This window comes from Paraburkholderia sp. Ac-20340 (assembly GCF_017104965.1).
In the GTDB taxonomy this organism is placed as follows: domain Bacteria; phylum Pseudomonadota; class Gammaproteobacteria; order Burkholderiales; family Burkholderiaceae; genus Paraburkholderia.
The window spans coordinates 314,031-334,389 of sequence record NZ_JAAGPR010000004.1 but is presented as its reverse complement, the minus strand read 5'-3'; the positions used below and the strand labels follow the sequence as shown (position 1 = coordinate 334,389).

Below are 20,359 nucleotides of genomic sequence, written 5' to 3'. Positions count from 1 at the left end.
CGTTCAAGAATCGCTCTCGCCGGTCAACGCTGCGCTCGCCTGCATTTCCTGCAGAATCCATTGCGCCAGCCGGGCGCGGGCTGAATCCGCGACTATCGGATCAGGCGATAGCAGATAATAAGCGGAACCGTCTTTGATAAACCCTTCGGGTGCCATCAACTGACGCGTGGCCAACTCGTCCTGCACCATGAAAAACGAAGCCAGCGCAACGCCAAGACCGGCCTGCGCAGCCTGGATGCAAAGATAGAAGTGCTCGTAATCCATTCGCCGGCTTTTCTTCACCGCTCTGCCGCCAAGCTTTTCCCAATGCTTCCACGCCAGCGGCCGCGATCGGGTGTGAAGCAGCACGGGATTTCCGCTCCCCAGATCGGCACGACAAACCGGGCCGATCCACTCGTCGATGATCTTTACCGCATGCACGTCCTGATCCCAGTTGAAGTCGTTGCGACGCAGCGCGACGTCGACGCCTGACTTCTGGAAATCGACCGGCCCGCCCGCCGCCGAAAGATGCAACTGGATGTCTGGATGGGCATGCTGAAACGCCGGAAGCCGCGGAATCAGCCATTTCATCGCGATGGTCGGCTCGCACGAAAGCACGATCACATTCTGGTCGCGCTGCTGCCGGATACGGTAGACCGTGCCCTCCAGCTGCTCGAATACCGACTGCGTGGTTGCCTGCAACGTCCTTCCTGCGGACGTGAGATACACCGCGCGGTTGCGGCGCTCGAACAACTGCACGCCGAGCGATTCTTCGAGCAGTTTGATCTGGCGGCTGACTGCGCCGTGCGTCACATGCAATTGCTCCGCGGCCTGAACGAAGCTCTCCGTTTGTGCTGCGGCATTGAACACCTTGAAGGCGGTGAGCGGCGGAAGTTTCATATCCGTGAGAAAAACTGACGCAATGGCGACACTATAAATCGATTTTCCTCGCCCGAACAATCGCCGAAAATTGCCGCGAATCGTATCAATAAATCAGCGTGACAAGCCTGACTCCCCAGCAGAGCGTTTGTGTCAGTTTATCGCACACAAATCTGATCGCTGCCTTCATCCCCTGAAAGAGAACCTGAATGAACGAAATACTTGCGGTCGCACTCATCACGATTCTGGCGGTCATCAGTCCCGGCCCGGATTTCGCCATGGTCACGCGCAACAGTTATGCGTACGGCCGACGCTCTGGGCTCGTGTCTGCTGTTGGCGTGGCGTTTGGCGTACAGGTGCACGTGTTCTACACGGTGTTCGGTATTGCCGTGGTGATCTCGCACTCCCCCGTGCTCTTTCTGGCCATGAAATTCTTTGGCGCAGGCTATCTGATCTATATCGGCTATCAATCGCTGACGAACAGATCCCGCGTGACCCTCGATCTTTCGGGGGGCGGGCAATTGAGCTTGTGGTCCGCGTTTCGTCATGGGTTTCTGACCAATGCGCTCAATCCGAAAACGATGCTCTTCGTCGTCAGTTCGTATACGCAGGTGGTCAAACCCGGCAGCCCGTTCGGCGTCGATCTCGCCTATGGCGTTTTTATGTCTTTCGCGCATCTGGCCTGGTTCAGCCTGGTGGCGATCTTCTTCTCGTCCGCGGTACTGCGCAAGGCGATGCTGGAGAAACAGCGCATTGTCGATCGCGTCATTGGAACCGCGCTCATTTCGCTGGGCCTGTCGCTGATGCTGACGGTTGTCGGGGCGAAGTGAGCGCGCAAAGAGACGATGATGCCGGAGATGTGGGCGTTTATCGCTGGGAAGAGGCCTGGCGCGCGGCAATACGAGCGTCAAGCGCGGTACGCAAGCCGGTCACCACATCGCTCCATTCTCCGCGACGTGTCTGGCGAAACAGCCGCGTCGCGGCATACCACGGGCTATCGTCGCGATTCAATTGCCAGCGCCAGTCCGGCGTGAACGGCAGCGCAATCCACACAGGCTTGCCGAGCGCGCCCGCAAGATGCGCGACCGCCGTATCGACCGTAATCACCAGGTCGAGTTGATCGATGAGCGCGGCCGTCGCCGCGAAGGTCGTCAGTCGCGGGCCGGTGTCGATCAGGCGACCGCGCTGCACCAGCGCATTCACGCTTGCACGATCGCTCTCGCGCGGGTCCTTCTGTAGCGACACGAAACACGCATCGGCCTCGAAAAGCGGCGCGAGTTCGGCAAGCGGCATCGAACGGTTGCGATCGTTCGGGTGCGTCGGCCTGCCCGACCAGACCACGCCGACACGCAGTTTCAGGGTTTCGCCAGTTAGATCGGATAACGAATCAAATTTCGATTCATCGGCTTGCAGATACGGCGCAGAATTCGCGAAATCCGCCTCGCGCAGCTTGAGCACGTTCGGCAGGCTCAGCATCGGCAAGTGATAATCGAATGCCGGTAACGGCGCTTGCGGGCCAACTACACTCGCCGCCCCGGCGATGTCCTGCAACAACGCCACCAGCGGTTCCTGCACGCGCACGATCACGTTCGCGCCCATCGCGGCCAGGCGGGGAATGAAGCGCACGAACTGCAAGGTATCGCCGAAACCCTGTTCCGCGTGCACCAGCACGGTTTTGCCGTCGAGCGGCTGGCCCGTCCATTGCGTCGCGTCGGGGAAACCGTGGCTCATGGCGCCGTCGCGCCAGCGCCATTCGTATTCGCGCCAGCCGTGTTCGAATTCGCCCAGCAGCAGATTGGTCTGCGCGCGATTCGTGCGCGCGCCCGCGTCGTTCACGTCGATCGACAAGGCCTTTTTGAACTGACGCAGCGCGTCGTCGAAACGATGAAGGTCGCGCAACGCGACGCCCAGATTCACATAAGCGGCGACAAAATCCGGCTTGAGTTCGATCGCCCGCCGATACGCGTTGAGTTCGTCGTCGTAACGCCCGAGCGCGCCCAGCAGCGTGCCGAGGTTGTAATGCACCTGCTCGGCGTCCGGATAGCGGCGCGTCAGACGCATGAGATACGCGAGCGCAGCCTCGCCCTGCTCCAGTTGCACGAGCGACATCGCCGCGCCATGCAGCGAATGCGCGTGATCGGGCACCAGCACGAGCAGACGGTCGTAGAGCGCAACGGCGTCGGCGTGCCGTTGTGCAAGCTGGCAGATGCGCGCGGCCTGCTGCAATTGCGCAGCAGTCGTGGTGTCAGGCTGCGCCGCCCGCCAGGCAAATTCGGACGCGCGCACGTAATCCTCGCGCGCCGCCCAGACGAACGACATGGCTTCCAGCGCGCCGGTGTGATCGGGATTCGCTTGCAGGATCGATTGCAAACCTTGTTCCGCGGCATCGATGCGGCCTGCGGTGAAGTGCTGCCGTGCTTGCACGAGCAGCGGAACAAACGCGTCGGTCATGGGATCGCGGGGCATGCTGCCCCGAAAGTCAGAAGGATTACGCGGGCGCGCGAATCACGCGCCTGCGAATGGAAATCATAATAAGGAATGAAGACTACGTTTAGTTCCCTCGAATAGGACCCATTTCATTGCGTTATTAACAAACCGAAATAATAGGAAAGCGCCGATTTCAAATATTTCCTTGAATTACTTCCGAAACGCACGAAACAGCACGATTCACGACTCATCATGATCGAGCAAACACCCTTGTTTTACAGCATATTTCCATCGGGATGGTGCAATCGGTAATAAACAAAAACAGGGTAAGCAATCTACGTTAAGAATCGTGGTTCGCGAGCCACATTCGAAATGAACTGGCGCCAGATAACACGTTATGCTCCGCGCTCGCTCCCAAAGAGCGAATAACAATATCCACGGAGTAACGATGAAAAAGCACACCCTTACCGCCCTCGCAGTTGCTGCTGCCTCTTTCGCCAGCGCCGCACACGCACAGAGCACGGTCACGCTCTACGGCCTGATCGACGCAGGCGTGCTGTACACGAGCAACCAGGCTGGCAGCTCGAACGTGCAGCAGTCGAGCGGCGCCCTCAACGGCAGCCGTTGGGGCCTGCGCGGCAGCGAAGATCTGGGCGGCGGCCTGAAGACGATTTTCGTGCTGGAAAGCGGTTTCAGCATTTCGAACGGCGCAGCCAAGCAAGGTAGCCGCATGTTCGGCCGTCAGGCATTCGTCGGTCTGTCGAGCGATCAGGGCGGCACCGTGACGCTGGGCCGCCAGTACGACAGCGTGGTCGACAATCTCGGCCCGCTCGCGCTGAACGGCACGCAATACGGCGGCACGCTGGCTTCGCACCCGTACGATAACGACAACCTCAACAACTCGTTCCGCGTGAGCAACTCGCTCAAGTACCAGAGCGTGAACTACGGCGGCCTCAAGTTCAACGCGCTGTATGGCTTCTCGAATGCCGCAGGCGGCTTCTCGAACAACCGCGCGTACAGCTTCGGCGCGACCTACTCGTTCGGCGGCCTCAAGGCAGCAGCAAGCTACCTGCAGACCAACAACTCGGGTTCGACGATCAACAGCAGCGGCGCGGTCAGCGACGACTCGACCTTCACCGCTTCGCGTCAGCGCACCTATGGCGCGGGCCTGAACTACGCGTTCGGCGCGGCCAACGTTGGCTTCGTGTTCACGCAGACGCAACTGAGCAACCTCACGGCGATCAACTCGTCGAATTCGGGTTCGAGCACGACGACCTCGCTCGGCGGCAACAGCGCGCGCTTCAGCAACTACGAAATCAATGGCCGCTATGCGTTCACGCCGGCGGTTACGTTCTCGGCAGCTTATACGTACACGGACGCGAGCCTCGAGGGCGTGAGCCCGAAGTTCCATCAGTTCACGCTGCAGGGTGACTACGCGCTGTCCAAGCGCACCGACGTGTACGCAGAAGCCGCGTATCAGCGCGTTGTAGACGGTCAGGGCAAGATCCACGCGGACATCATGGGCGTGTCGGCATCGGATTCGAACTCGCAGGCTGTCGCGACCGTGGGTATTCGCCATCGCTTCTAATGATGCGAAGCGTGTTTCGTCGCTGTAACTGACGGAATACGTGCGGTGAGAGCGCTGCGTATGCGGCGCTCTCCTGCCTTGAAATCGCCGAGGCACGCCGTTATCGCAACGGGTTGAGCGCCTGCAGCACGTGCGAGATCTGGACATGGGACGTCAATGCGGAGATCATCGACAGTCCTTGAATTTGCGGCATATCGCTTCGTAACCCATGAGCAGCAACCCGCCCCATATCTTCGACCTCGACCGATGGGAGCAGGCATCGAAGCCCGTCGTATCGATGGCGAAAGACTATCCTGCCGGGTATTCAGTGCAGTGGCACCAGCACCCTCGCGGCCAGTTGATTTACGCCAGTTCAGGGGTCATGCATCTACGCACACGGGACAGCTACTGGTTGTTGCCGCCAATGCGCGGTGTCTGGATGCCCCCCGGAGCCGAACACGCCATGTCCGCCGCGACGGATGTCTCGTTGCGCTCGCTGTACGTCAACATCGACGCGTTTGCCGCGGATTTCACCGATCGCCCGACCGGTATCGCCGTCTCGCCGCTGCTGCGAGAACTGCTTTTGCGGGCCGCTTCCTTTAGTCTGGAATATGCCGATGGCAGCTTCGAGGCGCGCCTTCTCGCGCTCGCTCTGGACGAGATGAGGGCATCGTCTGAACACGGGCTTCATCTGCCGACCGGGCAGGACAGACGTCTCGTCAAACTCTGCGAATCGCTGATTCACGATCCCGGTGACGCGAGCACGCTGGCCGGGTGGGCCGAACGCGTCGGCGCTACGTCCAGAACGCTATCGCGCCTGTTCCTGAGCGAGATTGGCATGTCGTTCACAATGTGGCGGCAACAATTGCGGATCGTCGGCGCGGTACCGCGCCTCATTGCCGGCGAGCGTATCGCCGACGTAGCGGCCAGCCTCGGTTATGGCACGCAAAGCGCCTTCACCGTCATGTTCAAGCGCGTGACGGGCAAGCTCCCGAGCGACTACCAGGCACGATAGTCCGATTCTCGACAAATTAAGGCGCACCGTGTGGAGTGCGCGCGCGGCGCCTTATCGACAATCACCGGTCTGTCCAATAACGATTTACAGACACGGCATGTTGCAAGAACACTCTGCATCGCGGACCTGGTTGGGTCTGATTCTGGCATCGACTTTCCTGCAAGGCTCGTCGTTCGTGAGTACCAAAATCGTGCTCGCCGATGTCGCGCCATTGTGGACTGCGGCGCTGCGTTTCCTGGTGGCGTCGCTATCGCTGCTGCCTTTCATGTACAGCAGCATGCGCCAGCAGAAGCTCGGTTTGCGGGACTTGCCGTGGGCAAAACTCGCCATCATCGGGTCGCTGCAAACAACTGGCGTGATGGCATTCCTGAATCTCGGTCTTGAATCGACCACGCCTTCGACCGCCGCAATCCTGATGGCCAGCAATCCACTTCTGGTCGTTATCCTCGCTCGCATCTGGCTTCGCGAAGCGATATCGGCGAGTGCATTGTCTGGTTTGATCGTGGCGTTTATCGGGGTCGTTATCTGCATTGGCATCGCTGGCAACCACCATGCCGCGCCTGGACACGGCGAATGGCTGGTCGCCCTCGCCTCCGCGTGCTGGGCCGGTTCGACGGTGCTCAACAAGAAATTCAATCTGGCCTTGTCGGCGTGGGTGCTGACTTTCTGGCAAATGCTGATTGGCGCCATCCTGCTTGCACTGCTCGCGGCGGGCTCCGGGCAGCCCTTTTCGCTTCCCGCCACCGCAGCGCACTGGGGCGCATTCGCGTGGCTCTGCATTCCCGCGTCGACCGCAGCCATGGGCCTATGGTTTGCCGCGTTGCGTCTGGGCGGATCGGTACAGACCAGCGGCTTCCTCTTCCTCTGCCCGCTATTCGCCGCGATCATTACATTTTGCTTGACAGGCCAATTGCCTCATCCGCATGAACTCGTTGGCGGATGCCTGATCGGCATTGGACTCTATCTTCTGTCGAAGCGGCGCACTGCACAAACGGCACGCGCGCTACCGGCGATTCGCCACAACTGACATAATCCGCTCACCGCTCCCGAACGAATTGGCCGATTCGGAAATGTTCCCGCCGATCCCGCCGGCAACGACAATTCACAGAGGACCCATGTCAAAACGCGCTTTGTTCGCGGTTTTGCTGCTGACGCTGGGCGCGATCGCGCAGTGTGCCGCCGCGCAGCCCGCGATCGAACTGCTGATCGGCGGCAAGACCCAATCGTTCAGCCAGCAAGCGTTATTGGCGCGTACGGATGCCGCGGAGATTCACGTGCCGCGCGATGTCGCCTACGGTACGCCCACGACGTACCGCGCCGTGCCGCTCGCCGATCTGCTCGACGGTACCGCAATACCCACGGACAGCGTACTCGAGGCACGCGCAACCGACGGCTTCGCCGCGCAATTGCCGATGGATCTCGTGCTCAACCGCAATGCCGCAACAGCCGTCGCATGGCTTGCGGTCGAAGACCCGGCGCATCCATGGCCGAAGCTGCGGGGCAAGCCGGTCAGCGCGGGATCGTTCTATCTGGTCTGGATCGGCAAGCAAGCCGCCTCGGTGCGCAGCGAGCAGTGGCCTTACCAGATCGCGCGTCTTGCTACGCAACCGTCGCCCTCTTCGCGCTGGCCGGTGCTCGCCGTCGATCCCGCGCTGCCGGCAACCGATCCGGTCCGCGCGGGCCAGAGCCTGTTCATCACCCAATGCCTCGCCTGTCACCGGCTCAATCACGCGGGAAGCGCCGACACTGGCCCCGACCTCAACGTGCCGATGAATCCGGTCGACTACTTCCAGCCCGCGGCCTTGCACCGCTACATTCGCAATCCGGCATCGGTTCGCGACTGGCCAGGCCGCACCATGCCCGCTTTCCCGCCCGATCAGTTGAGCGATCGCGAGATCGATCTGATCGTCGCTTATCTGGCGTATGTGGCACACAGAAAAGGTGGCCAATAAGGCCGCCAACCAACCCTCAGAGATACGCAATGACCACGACATTCGACGCGGCAACCACAGCGGCGATCGCTGCGTTTGCCCAACTGGACATCTACACTGCCGTGCAATCGCTGCGCGCCGAGGCCGATTACGACCGCGAACGCGACCAGTGGATTTCGGACTACATCGAAGAACACGGCGGAAACGACGCAGACGATGCCGCCTACGACGCCCTGCACGCGCAGGCCCAGGCAACGCCGGAATACACGCAATTCATCGCGGCGCTGCGCAAGGAAATGCGCGAATACTTCGAGGTGAACGACGATCAACTCGACTGGATCATCGTGCTGCGCGACGACGACAGCGACGCGCTTTGGGCCGAAGTCAACCGGCAGCGCAACGCACTCGGCACGGGCGAAGTACGCGGCGATCTCTGATTGAGGCTTGCCCAGAGGGGTTTTCTCGATCGTATCAACTGTTCGCTTTCCTGATCGATCAGGAATGCTGACATAAGCGGCAATGGCAATAGAACAGAGGTTCCCGCAGCACAGTTGACCGCTGCGGCGCAATTCACGCAGCAACCGCTAAAATAGCGGTTTTGCCCCGGAACACACTCATGTCTTTTGCCTCGCTCGGCCTGATCGAGCCTTTGCTGCGTAATCTGCAGAACCTCAATTACCAGACACCTACGCCGGTGCAGGCCAAGGCGATTCCGGCTGTGCTCGGCGGCAAGGACGTGATGGCCGCGGCGCAGACCGGCACCGGCAAAACAGCCGGTTTCGCGCTGCCGCTGCTGCAACGGCTGGTGCAACACGGCCCGGCGGTTTCCAGCAACCGCGCGCGCGTGCTCGTGCTGGTGCCCACGCGCGAACTGGCCGAACAGGTGCTGCAAAGCTTTATCGAATACGGCAAAGGCCTCGATCTGCGCTTTCTGGCCGCTTATGGCGGCGTGAGCATCAATCCGCAGATGATGAAGTTGCGCAAAGGCGTGGATGTGCTGGTCGCCACGCCGGGCCGTCTGCTCGACCTCAATCGCCAGAACGCCGTGCAGTTCGATCAGGTGCAAACGCTGGTGCTGGACGAAGCCGACCGCATGCTCGATCTGGGCTTTGCGCGCGAACTCAATGCCGTTTTTGAGGCTGTTCCCGCGCAACGCCAGACGCTGCTGTTCTCGGCCACGTTCACCGACGATATCCGCACTATGGCGGCGGGCATTCTGCGCAATCCGGTCGATATCAGCGTCAGCGCGCCCAATGCCACCGCCAGCAAGATCAAGCAGTGGGTGGTGACGGTCGACAAGAAGAACAAGCCCGATCTCTTCATGCACCTCGTCGCCGAAAACAAATGGGAGCACGCGCTGGTGTTCGTCAAGACGCGCAGCGGCGTCGATTATCTGGCGACCGTGCTGGACGATGCAGGCTATGCCGTCGACACCATTCACGGCGACAAACCGCAACCCGCGCGTCTGCGAGCGCTGGAGCGCTTCAAGGCGCGCGAAATCCAGATGCTGGTTGCCACCGACGTCGCGGCGCGTGGGCTCGATATCGACGATCTGCCGCTCGTCATCAACGTTGATCTGCCGATCGTGGCGCAGGACTACGTGCATCGTATCGGCCGTACCGGCCGCGCGGGCGCCAGCGGCGTGGCGGTGTCCCTTGTTTGCGCCGATGAAGCGCCGCTGCTGGCCGCGATCGAAGCGCTGATCCGGCAAACGCTGCGCCGCGAGGAAGAGCCGGGTTTCGAAGCCGAGCATCGCGTGCCGCAAACCAGCGCCACGGGCGAAATCATCAAGAAACCCAAAAAGCCGAAGAAACCGAAGGTGCCGCAAGGCGCGCCGGCCGCGAAGCCGATGCCGGGCAAAAAGCCGGCGGCGCAGCATGGCGCCAGCAAAAGCAAGCCTGTGGCAAAGCACGCAGGGGCAACCGTTCCAGAACCCAGCCTGGGCGGTTTCAACCCATTCAGCACGCAAAAGCCACGCGGCAAACCCGCCGGGAAATCGACCGGGAAACCTGCGGGCAAGCCCGCTGCAGGTCCGCGCAAGCCGGGCGGCAAACCTGCTGGTGGCGGTCGCGGCAAACGCTAACGCTGATTCACGGGGACGCGCTGCGTTCCCTGTGAATGCGTCCCGCAGTCAAAGTGAAATACTTCGTTGAATTGAGTAATTCGCGCCACGCTTCCTTGCAGCCCGATAATCGACCTCATTCTGCAGTGTCGCGGGCAACAGAACCTGTGCATGGGCGGCAACGCCGGTGGTGGCGTGAGACCGAATTATGGTGCGAACACACCACCGGGCTTAGTACAACAAAAGCGGGCAAAAACGCCGCGAGACCCCATCAATTGAACGCCACCTGCGCGAGGAACGTGGCGAAGTAATCGTCGTCGAGCCAGCCTGAAACGTGCTTCGACGCCTCGATCCGCCGCATTTCCTTTTGCCCTTTGTCAGTCAGAACGGCGATCTGCAGCGTGGGGAGGAATTTCGTGCTGGGCGGAGGTATCTGGTCGACCGTCTGGATCAAACCCTGTGAGCGAAGCGAGGTGAAAATAGCCGGCCGTTTATGCCACGGTATTTGTCGATGCAAGGCAAGTTGGAGAGCTTCAAGTACAGCGCCATTGTTGAATTCCATGGGCATCCTTCTGGTGATCGACTGAAGTGCGACTGAAAGGTCCTGCTGGCTCTGAGCGACTAAGGTAGCACATGAAGCGGTCCTTTACGATGACACAGAAATGCTTTCGTGCCTGGCGGTCACGAAAAATAAGGGCCTTATGTGTTATAGCGGGGCGCGGATTGCGACCACGCGCTCGCCCGCAAACGTTCGAGCGTCCCTGTCGCTGCAACCGCGTCGCCTGCACAGATCGAATGAGAGCGGAATCGCGTTGCTGACAATTTTCCGCAAACAAAATAGTTCGCACAACGTAACTACGACTTGTGAGGCATCAGCCGCATCACATCATCGCGTCGCTAGTGGTTTACGCCGATCCATTTTCTTAAGCGCCAATATCGCCCACGAATTGATCGATAATCCGGGCTCCCAAAACGTTTGCACGCTCATCGATATGCCCACCAAATCGCTCAAGCTCAAGCTGATTGCGCTTACGCTCGCCGCTGGCGCCGCGCTTGCCGCCCAGGCCCAGGCCGAGGAACTTCACGTCATGACGTCCGGCGGCTTCACGGCTGCCTACAAGCTGCTCGGCCCCAAATTCGAAGCCGCGACGGGCGATACGCTCGACACCACGCTCGGGCCTTCGATGGGCAAATCGCCTGAAGCGATTCCACAGCGTCTTGCGCGCGGCGAACCCGCCGATGTCGTCATCATGGTCGGCTATGCGCTCGACGATCTGATCCGCGAAGGCAAGGTTCGCGCGGACTCGCGCGTGGAACTTGCCGATTCGCGCATCGGCATGGTGGTGCGCGACGGCGCGGCCAAACCCGACATCGCCACTGTGGAGGCTCTCAAGCAAACGCTGCTGGCCGCGAAGTCGATCGCTTACTCGGACAGCGCAAGCGGTGTGTATATCGAACGCGATCTGTTCAAGCGACTGGGTATCGAGAATGAAGTGAAGCCGAAAGCGAAAATGGTTCCGCGCATTCCTGTCGCTTCGGTTGTGGCGAATGGCGACTATGAAATTGGCTTTCAGCAGGTCAGCGAATTGCTGCCGGTGAAAGGCGCCAGCTTTGTCGGCAAGATTCCCGAGTCAGTCCAGTCGGTCACGCGATTCGCGGCTGGCATTCCCACCGGTGCGCAGCACCCACAGGAAGCCAGGGCGCTGCTCGACTATCTGGCCGCGCCTGCTGCTCAGGGCGATGTGAAAAGCACGGGGCTCGATTCTGTGCCGGGGCGTTGATCGGCGCCATGACTTCAGCCGCCGCAGCGAGCCTCGTCGCCATGGCGGCTCACCGCGAGTTGGTCCAGAATATCGCACTTGAACACGAAACCCGCGGATCACCCGATGCTCAACGAAACCGGACTGCGCGAGCAGAATGCCAATCTCCAGCAACGCCTGCAGCAACTCGGCTCGCAAGGACAGGCGCGCTTCGAACAACTGGCTGCCGCATTGCAGACTCAGCCGCAGGAAGCCAGCGATGACGCGCACGCCGCAGTCCTCAGCTACAAACGCGCGCTTCCGTTTCTCGAAACGGCCAACTCTCTGATCGAAAGCCTCGCGAAGCCCTCGCCGTCCGAAGACGACGATGAGTGGCGCGATCAGCTTCTTTTCCGGCTTGCCGAGGTGCTGGAAATAGGCGCCGATTTGATCGCTGAAGGCGAAGCGCACCTTCAGCGCAGTACTCGCGTTTAAATCCCGCGATACGTTTTAAACTGATGGCCGGAATCAGTGAGTTCGCCGCATGCATGGGCGAACTCGACAATCCAACGAACCCGCAGGATCAGCGTGCCGATACCCAAATCAGCCAGGCATACGATCGAAGCCGTGCAATTGAACGGGCCGCAGTGGTTCACCCGGCAACGGATTGTCCTGTACGCATCGATCCTCCTCGCCCTGGATTTGACTTCTCTGGGTTTGCGGCTGTGGGCGGCCTATGTCTCGCACTTGCCGGCCGCTGCATTTGGCTATGATTTTTCGGTGTTCTGGAGTGCGTCTTATATCGCCATGCACAGCAATGCGCTGAGCGCCTACGACGCGTCGCTAATCGAGCGTATGGCGCTCTCGCTGCTCCATCGCACGCCCACTGGTTTCAACAGCCCCTGGGTTTATCCGCCCGTATTCCTGCTCTTCGTCTGGCCGTTATCGCTATTGCCTTTTTCTCTCGCGTATCTGGCTTTTGTCGTTACCGGCGTAGCGTTCGTGGGATTCGCGTGCTCGCGCATCGTGATGCAGCGATTGAACTGGGTTTTCTGGCTGCCGGCACTCGCCTTTCCGAGTGTCTGGATCGTCGTGATCTCGGGGCAAAATTCTTTCTTTACGCTGGGCCTTGCAGCGCTCGGCCTCGCGCTGCTCGACCGGCGGCCGTGGCTTGCCGGGATATGTATCGGGCTGCTGGCCATCAAGCCGCAATTCGGCATTGTGTTTCCATTTGCGCTGCTTTTAAGCCGTCAATGGCGCGCGGCGATTGCGGCCGCGATCACTGTTGGCTCGCTTTGCGCGCTCGCGGGCATCCTGTTCGGATTCGCGACCTTCGGCAAATTTTTGCTCGGCTTGTCCCAGTTCGGGCACTTTATCGTCGAGCACTCGCCCACCTGGCCGGGAGGCATCGCCTCGGTATTCGGATGTGCACGCAGCCTGGGCCTGAGTCCGTCGCTATCCTATGCGCTCCAGGCCGCGTTTGCCGTTCCGGCCGTGCTGTTCGTCTGCTACCTTTGCCTCATCAAGGCGCGACCGGAATTGCGCGCCGCCGCCATTGGCATGGCGACCATTCTTGCGCAGCCCTACATGCTGGGCTACGACCTCGTGTGGCTCGCGCTGCCCATCTTGTTCCTGATGGTCGATGGCCGTCGCCACGGCTGGCTGCCAGGCGACGTACCGGTGCTGGTCGCGGCATGGCTCGCGCCGCTGGTGTTTCTCGTGTTGGGGCCGCCAGTGCTGATCGTGTTTCTGGCACTGATGGTGATCCTGGTGAGGCGCAGCCGGATCGGTGCTCGCGGCGTTTGATGATGCTTCAGGTGACAGGCAGTTTCACCCCGGCCGAGCGGTAAAAGCGACCGGCGATCCACCAGAACAATAGGCCGGCGAACGCGCCCGTCGGCACAAAAATCGGCCCTACGCTGCGTAGCCCCTGCCACCAGGTGGTGGCTTTCTCGTCGGGCGAATCGGTGTACCAGTTAAACGAGTTGCTCATTTCGACAAACGCCAGAACCGCCAGCACGCCGATCGCCAATCCCGCCAGCAGATAAAAGAACCCATTGCGGATGCTGAACGTTCGCGCAATCCAGGCGAAGCCGACACAGGGAAGCGCGCTGATTCCCGCCGCAACCATCCACGACAAGCCAAACAGCAGCACGAACATGATGGAAAAGTGTGCCGCCTTCACATCAAGCGGGTTAGCGGTCGCGCTTTCGAATTGACCGGCGCCGTGCAGCATGAGCGAGAACACGAATGCAAGCGCGCCAAACGTCACGCTGATCAGGTATCCGGCGATCACTCTCGCGGAAGTGGCTTCCGGTTGGCGCTTGTCTGTTTGCATGCCGATTTCGTGGCTCGATCGCGTCCCGCTCAACCGCACCACAGCACGGATTTGACGAGGTGCGGCGCCGTGCAGTCGTGCGGGGCCGGAAGCGGCATACCCGGCTTCCACAAACCCATGCGCCGCTGGATATTGGGCATTTCCGCGTCGATGACCGCCAGCGGATTGCCGTCGCCATAAGCGGTGGCGCTGCGATAGCGCAGCACTTCCTTATAGCTGCCGGCCGCCCCAATACTGTTGACGGAAACCCAATAACCGAACGGCGCGTCCTGCGTCGGCTCCACGGAAATAATGTCGCCCTGCAGACGGCCATCGGCGATAAAACGCACTTCCTGATTATTGTTATTGCCGTTGCGATGCGCGTAGACCATGGCGAAGCTATCGCGCGCGCGATCGTAGGCGTAGACCTGCGTGCCTCTGCGCTGATCGCCGTCGTCGGCCTGGATGCTGCCGAGTTTCAGCAGAAGCAGCGCGCGGTCCGCCGAGGCCGTCGAAGCGTGAACGACGCGCGCATCGAGAAGGAAATGCGGCTCGACGAAACCATCCGTGCTATCGCTATCGCTTTCGCGCAGCGCGCTGCCGGTATCGGGCAAACACGTGCGGGTATTGTCCGCCGTGATGCACGGAAACACCGTGCCGGGGTCCGTATCCCGAATGCCGCCGGATTGCTGTCCGCCCGCCGCCTGCGACGCGATAAATTGCCAGGGCGAATGCGTGCCAAACGGTTTGGCCAGATCGATCGACGAAATGACGTGTGTTGCCGGCTTCGTGGCCGTATCGGCGAAACAGGCTGCCGGTAAGGCTAATGAAATGAACGACAGAACTGCTGCAATTCCAGTTTTTCTCATGAAGAACTTCTTGACGATAACAAATGACCGGGCCGTCATAGGGCCGTGTGCCCGGGCAGAAAGCCGGCGAAAGAGCCGTGATTGAATGGCACTCTATTTAACATGCCGCCGCCTATCTTCACAGGCTTGACGCGGCTTATTCGTCGTCGACACCACGGTCCGATCCCGGTGTGACATAACCCGGTTGCGGTCGCATCGTGTTTCCGTTACCTCGTAGCAGGTCAATCAGATTCCATCGCGAGTCATCGCTGCTGTAATCGTCGAATGCCGAAGGGAACAATCCCGCATCGAGCGCGGCGTCCAGTTCGGTCAGCCAGTCGAGCATTGCCTGAGTAGCTTCCCCGCGGCACGCGTCTTTCTGGATCTCCGCCACGCTTTCCATGATTTTCAGCGCTAACTCGCGAGGGCTGATTTCAGCATGAACCGTTTCACCGCCATGGCTTTCGAGGTAAAACGCTGCGCTGCCGCTCGAGTACCGGAAAAAGGCCTGGCTGGGATGCTGCAGCGGATGGAATTCGCAGCGCCAATAGCAACCGCTCGCGGCCATATACGGCAATAGCGACATGCGCCCATACCCGTTCCTGATAAGCCAGGCGCCTGCGCGCAGCACTTTGGACGCTGAATCGAGGGTGATCTGTTGACGGCGTTTCAAATCTTCTTCGGTCATTTTTAATCCTTTGATGCGAACATCATAGATGAATAATGGATTACGGATTAGTGACCTGCACACGCATAACTCGCATCGAATAATAATGCACTGCGCATTATTTAATCATTCCGCGATTACTTCGCCTTACGACCCCTCGTTAATTATCATATTCACAGTAAAATGCGACGCCTCTTTTCTCGATCACCACTCCAGGGAAACTCACTCAATGAAAAAGCTGATTTTGCTGTCGGGCGCCTGCCTTTTCCTCTCGCAAACCAGCTTTGCCGACACGACCCCGGAATATGCCGCCTGCAAGGTTCGCGCGGGCAGCAATTCGGTCCAGCTCGATCTTTGCACCGAAAAGGAACTGGCCGCCCAGGACACGCGTTTGAATAAGGTCTATGGAAAACTCGCAAAACAATACGGTAGCGATCACGCGAAGCGTAAAGCCCTGAAAGCGGACGAACTCGCGTGGTTGAAGAATCGCGACCAGCAATGCAAGGGCGGCAGCGGCGAAACGGTGCTGCCCGACTGCGAACTGCAGCAAACCGAAGCGCGCGCGACGGAACTCGAATCCCGCCTGGCGCAGTAATGGGCGGCTGGGCCGTCTGATTAACCGGGGGCGTTCTTTCGCTTCAACGCGCCGCCCCCGGCGCCACCAGAGCACGACGCGGAATCGGCGTGGAAAAGACGATCGACGTCCGCGTTTCGCCATAACCGTTGATGGAGCCGAGAAACCGCTCCAGGTGTTCGAGACTGCTCGACACCACGGTCACGATATACGAATCGGCGCCGGCCACGTGATGGCACTCCAGCACCTCGGGCGCGCGGCGCAATTTATCGAGAAACGCCTTTTTGCCCGGCTGCTGCACCGTCACGCCGACGATGGCCCGCACCGGATAACCGGCCTGCGCGGGGTCTAGTTCCGCGCTCACCGAGCGTATCACCCCGGCATCCTTCAGACGCTTGAGCCGTTCGACCGTCGCCGGCACGGACAGCCCCGCCGCCAGCGCGAGCGTCTTCAGCGGCGCGCGTCCGTCTTCCTGCAGCGCCATCAGCAGCGCCCAGGCTTTGGTATCGAGTTGAAGCGATTCGGTCATAACGGGTTTCGGCCTGAAAAATCGAAAACGAAATCGATTTTCGCTTTAGGTTTTATTCTGTGCAAGCGGGCGGTCCAAACGGAGAATACTCGACATGGACACCTTGCTACCCACCACTCTCCCCGTGCTGTTCGGCCAGTCGCTGCTGATCGGTTTGTCGATCGCCGCGCCGGTCGGGCAAATCGGCCTGCTGGCCATCCAGCGCACACTCGATCATGGCCGTCTTGCGGGACTCGCCACGGGACTCGGCGCCGCGTTCGCCGATGCCGTCTACGGCGCCATCGGCGCTTATGGCGTCAGCAGCCTGATCGCCTGGCTCTTACGCCTGAAGTTCTGGCTGGGCCTGTTCGGCGGCGTATTCCTCTTGTGGCTGGCGTGGCGCATCGCCACGAAACCCGCCGTGCGCAGCAGCGGCGCGCATCCGCCGTCGGGCACGTTGCTGCGTTATGTGGCGGGCACATTCGTGCTGACGCTCTCGAACCCGACCACCATCCTCTCGTTCATGGCGGTGTTCGGCGCGCTGGCGGGCCGCGCGCCCGTGACCGCGCCGTGGGTCATGGTGGCCGGCGTGCTGGCAGGATCGGCGCTCTGGTGGCTGATTCTGTCCATCGGCGTGGGGCGGCTGCGCCACTGTTTCGACGCGGCCTGGCAGCGCGCCATCAACCTCTGTTCGGCGGCGCTGCTGGCCGGCCTCGGTTTGTGGCAGCTAGGCCGGCTGATCTTCTAAACGCGATGGCTCGCGCGCTAAGCGCACAGCAGCGCCGCTTCAGCTCTGGTCGGTCCGATGTACGCCCGCGCCCTCGGGCGCATGCGCAAGATCCCGATAGCGCACATAATGCGACGCCGCCGAGCTCTTCGCCGCGTACATGGCGGCGTCGGCTTTCGCCAGCAGCTCGTCGGCATGATTGCCGTCGGCCGGAAATTCGCTGACGCCGATACTCACGCCCACGTTCACCCACTGCGAGCCGAGCGGCACGGCCGTATCCATGGCCGCCTGCACACGCGCGGCCGTCACCGCGATGGCTTCGGACGAGCGCACGTCGCAGGCGAGAATCACGAATTCGTCGCCGCCGAAGCGGGCCACGATGTCGGTTTCGCGCAAGGCCGCGCGCAGGCGCTGCGCGACCGTTACGAGCGCCGCGTCGCCCGCCGAGTGCCCGTGCTGATCGTTGATCTGCTTGAAGCCGTTCAGGTCGACAAACAGGACCGCGAACGGTTCATGGTGCTGCGCGGCGCGCCGTATCGACAGTTCGAGTTGCTCCATGAAGCGCATGCGGTTCGGCAGGCCGGTGAGCGTGTCGTGCCCGGCGAGATGCGTGAGTTCCTCCTGGCGCGCATGCAGCGCATGAACCTGGAAGCGGATCTCGATGCGCATGCGGTCGAAGCAGCGCGCCAGCACGCCGATTTCATCGGTGCGCCCGACCGGCAGACGATCGACGGCGTCCTCATCGAAGATATGCGTGACCGCATGCGCGAGCGTGCGCAGCGGACGTGACACCGCGCGTCCGAACAGCACCGCCAGCACGATGGCGACCGCGCTCGAAATCAGCACGAGACGGACGATCTGCGAACCGAGCGCGTTGGCGGGCGCCAGCACGTCGCTGAGCGGGCGCGCGAGCCCGAGCGTGACGAAGCGGTTGCCGTCCACCTGGCCATACGGCAGGCGCACGAATGCGAACACTTCGGCGGGCGGCTGCTGCGCGTGGGCAAAGCCGTTGAAGGTCACGCTGGCATCGCCGCCGCTAAAGAGCGGCGCGGTGGCGGGAAAGCTCGTCTGCATCAGCACGCGGCGGCCGCGCGCGAAACCGAAGGTCTGCGACGGGTCGGGGTGAACCAGGAAGTCGCCCCACTCGTTGGCCATGTAGACCGCGTAATCGGCCGGCATATCGCGCCCGATGCGCTCGAACACCTGAGACAGATCGACGTCGATCACCAGCACGCCGACGTTGTTGCCGCCCGCATCGGCGATAGGCGTGCCGATCGTCACGACCGGCTGGTCGGGGTTCGATCCGGCGCTGCCTTCGAGGCCGATCGGCGAAAGATAGACGTGTCCCGCGTTCTGTTCGAGCGTATCGAATACATAGGGCAGATGCGCTTTTTCCTGCAGTTCGCTCTCGGGCACGAGCACCACGCCCTGCGCGCCGCGATCCACGCGGATGCGCTCCAGACCGTAATCCGCGCGGGAAATCAGGCGGATCTGCAGATACTCGGGATGGTGCTGCATGAAGCTCAGAAACACCTGGCGCAAACGCAGGTTGCCGGGGCCGCTCGTATCGCCGCGCGCCACCTGCAGCGACGAAGGCAGCGTCGCGAGCACCAGCGCATCGGCGGCGGCGTCGCCCAGCGCCGCCGTGAAGCGCTGGCCGAGCAGTTGCGTCGAGGTCAGCAGGCTGTGCTCGGCCTCGCCCATCAGCATGGCGCGGTTGGTCTGATAGGTGGAATAGCCCATCGCGCCCGAAGCCAGCACGCCGATGAACACCAGCAGGAAAGAGAGTCTGGAAGACAACCCGAGCTTGATCATGGCGCAAAGGTCTCCAGCCGGTCACCCGCTTCGATGCGCTGCCACAGCGCCTCGCGCTGGTCGATGCTCTCGACGGACTGCAGCCAGACCAGATTCGGCCCGCTGCGCGACGCTTCGCCGGGCACGGCCGTCATGGTGTTCGCGAGCCCCTGGCGCTGCGTCAACTGCTTGCCGATCGCCGGTTCCTGCATGGCGTCGAGCCATTCGTAAGCAAGCGACGGATTGCTCGCATTGCGCGTGATCGCCCAGCAATCGAGCCATGCGAGCGCGCCTTCGTCGGGAATCACGTAGCCCACATCGGCGCCTGCCTTGCGCAGTTGCTCGATCTGCTGCGTGCCATAGTTGCCGAACATCAGCGCGGCGCGATGCTGCACGAACAGTTCGGTGGCCTCTTCGGGCAGCGTGTAATACGTGAGCAGATTGCGCCGCAGACCCACGAGTTCGCGCGCGACGGTACGCATCTGCTCCGGCGCGAGATGGAACGGATCGGCGAAACCCAGCGCGAGTGCGGCAAACGAGAAATTGTGCTGCGCGCTGTTGAAATCGAGCACCTTGCCGCGGTATTGCGGGTCCCACATCACGCGCATCGAGTGCGGCGCGACCGGCACCTGCTTGCGGTCGTAAATCAGCCCCATCGACGAATAGGTGAAGGGAATCGCGTAGGCGTGGCCGTCGTGCACGAGGCCGCGAATATCGGCGAGACGCTGGAAATACGGCTGCTGCCAGCGGCGGTTCGGAATGCGCGCGAGATCGAGCGGCGCGAGCATGCCCGCGCGCGCATAGCGCTCGATTTCGGCGGTATTGGCCGCCAGCACGTCGAATGGCGGCGGCGCGGCGCTGTGCATGCGCGCCCACAGCGCTTCGTCGGAATCGACGAACGTGACTTCGACCTTGGCGTGAAAACGTTTTTCGAAGGCCTGCACCCAGTCGTCGTCGGCGTAGCCAGGCCACGCGAGCACGCGCAGCACCTGCTGGCGCTGCGTATTGGAATCCGCAATCGTGCCGGTCCAGAGAAAGCAGAAACCCAGCAGCACGAAAGCGACAGGCGTCGCCCATCGACCCGTGCGACGGCGTTGGCCTGTTGCGGAGAAAAGCCTGCTAACGACGGTAAACCAGCGTCGCCACATGTCGCGAACTTATTCGATGCCGTTGCTGGGTGGCGCGTGACGCGGCCCCATTTTTGACAGAGCGAAGACCCAGCTTCGCCCGCCCCCGATTTGCTGCTCAATGGCGCGCTGCGCGCCGCCCCCGTATAGTTTATCGAAGAAAGAAATCGCCAATTTCCTCTTCCGTTCGTCTGTTCA

General features: G+C 61.3%; 21 protein-coding genes. 12 read left to right on the top strand and 9 right to left on the bottom strand.

What is annotated here, in order from left to right; translation table 11 throughout:
- Nucleotides 1-3: 3 nt before the first annotated feature.
- Nucleotides 4-879, bottom strand: coding sequence for a LysR substrate-binding domain-containing protein (locus G3N59_RS08675; protein WP_205982146.1), 876 nt, complete (start codon nt 877-879; stop codon nt 4-6).
- Nucleotides 880-1,067: 188 nt separating this feature from the next.
- On the opposite strand from G3N59_RS08675, the gene G3N59_RS08670 reads away from it, so the two are divergent.
- Nucleotides 1,068-1,688, top strand: a complete 621-nt coding sequence (locus G3N59_RS08670; protein ID WP_205982145.1) for a LysE family translocator — start codon at nt 1,068-1,070, stop codon at nt 1,686-1,688.
- Between the two features lie 37 nt (nt 1,689-1,725).
- On the opposite strand, the gene G3N59_RS08665 is transcribed toward G3N59_RS08670, so the two are convergent.
- Nucleotides 1,726-3,309 carry a tetratricopeptide repeat-containing glycosyltransferase family protein gene (locus G3N59_RS08665; RefSeq protein ID WP_205982144.1) on the bottom strand — a complete coding sequence of 528 codons (1,584 nt, stop codon included), beginning with the start codon at nt 3,307-3,309 and terminating at the stop codon, nt 1,726-1,728.
- A 424-nt stretch (nt 3,310-3,733) separates the two neighbouring features.
- Here G3N59_RS08665 and G3N59_RS08660 point away from each other — a divergent pair, with 424 nt between their 5' ends.
- The 6 genes from G3N59_RS08660 to G3N59_RS08635 all read left to right on the top strand — a co-directional run bounded on the left by G3N59_RS08660 (nt 3,734) and on the right by G3N59_RS08635 (nt 9,881).
- On the top strand, nt 3,734-4,873 hold the full coding sequence (locus G3N59_RS08660) for a porin (protein ID WP_205982143.1): 1,140 nt from the start codon (nt 3,734-3,736) through the stop codon (nt 4,871-4,873).
- 208 nt (nt 4,874-5,081) lie between these two features.
- A complete protein-coding gene (locus G3N59_RS08655; protein ID WP_205982142.1) occupies nt 5,082-5,867 on the top strand; it encodes a helix-turn-helix transcriptional regulator in 786 nt (261 codons plus the stop codon).
- A 97-nt stretch (nt 5,868-5,964) separates the two neighbouring features.
- The gene (locus G3N59_RS08650) at nt 5,965-6,894 is read left to right on the top strand and encodes a DMT family transporter (protein WP_241023303.1); all 930 of its coding nucleotides are present in this window, start codon (nt 5,965-5,967) and stop codon (nt 6,892-6,894) included.
- Between the two features lie 88 nt (nt 6,895-6,982).
- The gene (locus G3N59_RS08645) at nt 6,983-7,819 is read left to right on the top strand and encodes a cytochrome c (protein WP_205982140.1); all 837 of its coding nucleotides are present in this window, start codon (nt 6,983-6,985) and stop codon (nt 7,817-7,819) included.
- 29 nt (nt 7,820-7,848) lie between these two features.
- The gene (locus tag G3N59_RS08640; protein WP_205982139.1) at nt 7,849-8,235 is read left to right on the top strand and encodes an ATP-dependent protease; all 387 of its coding nucleotides are present in this window, start codon (nt 7,849-7,851) and stop codon (nt 8,233-8,235) included.
- A gap of 179 nt (nt 8,236-8,414) precedes the next feature.
- Entirely contained in the window at nt 8,415-9,881 is a 1,467-nt protein-coding gene (locus G3N59_RS08635) for a DEAD/DEAH box helicase (protein WP_205982138.1), read from the top strand.
- Between the two features lie 250 nt (nt 9,882-10,131).
- Here the strand turns inward: G3N59_RS08635 and G3N59_RS08630 are convergent, their stop codons facing one another.
- Nucleotides 10,132-10,422, bottom strand: a complete 291-nt coding sequence (locus tag G3N59_RS08630) for a hypothetical protein (protein WP_205982137.1) — start codon at nt 10,420-10,422, stop codon at nt 10,132-10,134.
- Nucleotides 10,423-10,852: 430 nt separating this feature from the next.
- Here G3N59_RS08630 and G3N59_RS08625 point away from each other — a divergent pair, with 430 nt between their 5' ends.
- From G3N59_RS08625 to G3N59_RS08615, 3 genes are all read left to right on the top strand, one after another.
- Nucleotides 10,853-11,641 (top strand): substrate-binding domain-containing protein, encoded by a 789-nt coding sequence (locus tag G3N59_RS08625; RefSeq protein WP_205982136.1) that lies wholly within the window; start codon nt 10,853-10,855, stop codon nt 11,639-11,641.
- A 78-nt stretch (nt 11,642-11,719) separates the two neighbouring features.
- Nucleotides 11,720-12,094, top strand: coding sequence for a hypothetical protein (locus G3N59_RS08620; RefSeq protein WP_205982135.1), 375 nt, complete (start codon nt 11,720-11,722; stop codon nt 12,092-12,094).
- 93 nt (nt 12,095-12,187) lie between these two features.
- Nucleotides 12,188-13,405 (top strand): glycosyltransferase family 87 protein, encoded by a 1,218-nt coding sequence (locus tag G3N59_RS08615; RefSeq protein ID WP_205982134.1) that lies wholly within the window; start codon nt 12,188-12,190, stop codon nt 13,403-13,405.
- Between the two features lie 7 nt (nt 13,406-13,412).
- Here G3N59_RS08615 and G3N59_RS08610 read toward each other — a convergent pair whose 3' ends face one another.
- From G3N59_RS08610 to G3N59_RS08600, 3 genes are all read right to left on the bottom strand, one after another.
- On the bottom strand, nt 13,413-13,937 hold the full coding sequence (locus tag G3N59_RS08610; protein ID WP_205982133.1) for a hypothetical protein: 525 nt from the start codon (nt 13,935-13,937) through the stop codon (nt 13,413-13,415).
- A 29-nt stretch (nt 13,938-13,966) separates the two neighbouring features.
- Nucleotides 13,967-14,785: a hypothetical protein gene (locus G3N59_RS08605; protein ID WP_205982132.1), complete on the bottom strand. Its 819-nt coding sequence runs from the start codon at nt 14,783-14,785 to the stop codon at nt 13,967-13,969.
- A gap of 136 nt (nt 14,786-14,921) precedes the next feature.
- Nucleotides 14,922-15,452 (bottom strand): hypothetical protein, encoded by a 531-nt coding sequence (locus G3N59_RS08600; RefSeq protein ID WP_205982131.1) that lies wholly within the window; start codon nt 15,450-15,452, stop codon nt 14,922-14,924.
- A gap of 208 nt (nt 15,453-15,660) precedes the next feature.
- Between G3N59_RS08600 and G3N59_RS08595 the strand changes: the two genes are divergently transcribed.
- Nucleotides 15,661-16,026, top strand: a complete 366-nt coding sequence (locus G3N59_RS08595; RefSeq protein ID WP_205982130.1) for a lysozyme inhibitor LprI family protein — start codon at nt 15,661-15,663, stop codon at nt 16,024-16,026.
- 43 nt (nt 16,027-16,069) lie between these two features.
- On the opposite strand, the gene G3N59_RS08590 is transcribed toward G3N59_RS08595, so the two are convergent.
- Nucleotides 16,070-16,534, bottom strand: a complete 465-nt coding sequence (locus G3N59_RS08590; protein WP_205982129.1) for an Lrp/AsnC family transcriptional regulator — start codon at nt 16,532-16,534, stop codon at nt 16,070-16,072.
- 94 nt (nt 16,535-16,628) lie between these two features.
- Between G3N59_RS08590 and G3N59_RS08585 the strand changes: the two genes are divergently transcribed.
- On the top strand, nt 16,629-17,261 hold the full coding sequence (locus G3N59_RS08585; protein WP_205982128.1) for a LysE family transporter: 633 nt from the start codon (nt 16,629-16,631) through the stop codon (nt 17,259-17,261).
- A 39-nt stretch (nt 17,262-17,300) separates the two neighbouring features.
- On the opposite strand, the gene G3N59_RS08580 is transcribed toward G3N59_RS08585, so the two are convergent.
- Both G3N59_RS08580 and G3N59_RS08575 read right to left on the bottom strand, forming a co-directional pair.
- A complete protein-coding gene (locus G3N59_RS08580) occupies nt 17,301-19,055 on the bottom strand; it encodes a diguanylate cyclase (RefSeq protein ID WP_205982127.1) in 1,755 nt (584 codons plus the stop codon).
- Nucleotides 19,052-20,089, bottom strand: coding sequence for an extracellular solute-binding protein (locus G3N59_RS08575; RefSeq protein ID WP_346777864.1), 1,038 nt, complete (start codon nt 20,087-20,089; stop codon nt 19,052-19,054). Before G3N59_RS08575 ends, G3N59_RS08580 begins: the two co-directional genes overlap by 4 nt.
- Between the last annotated feature and the right edge of the window lie 270 nt (nt 20,090-20,359).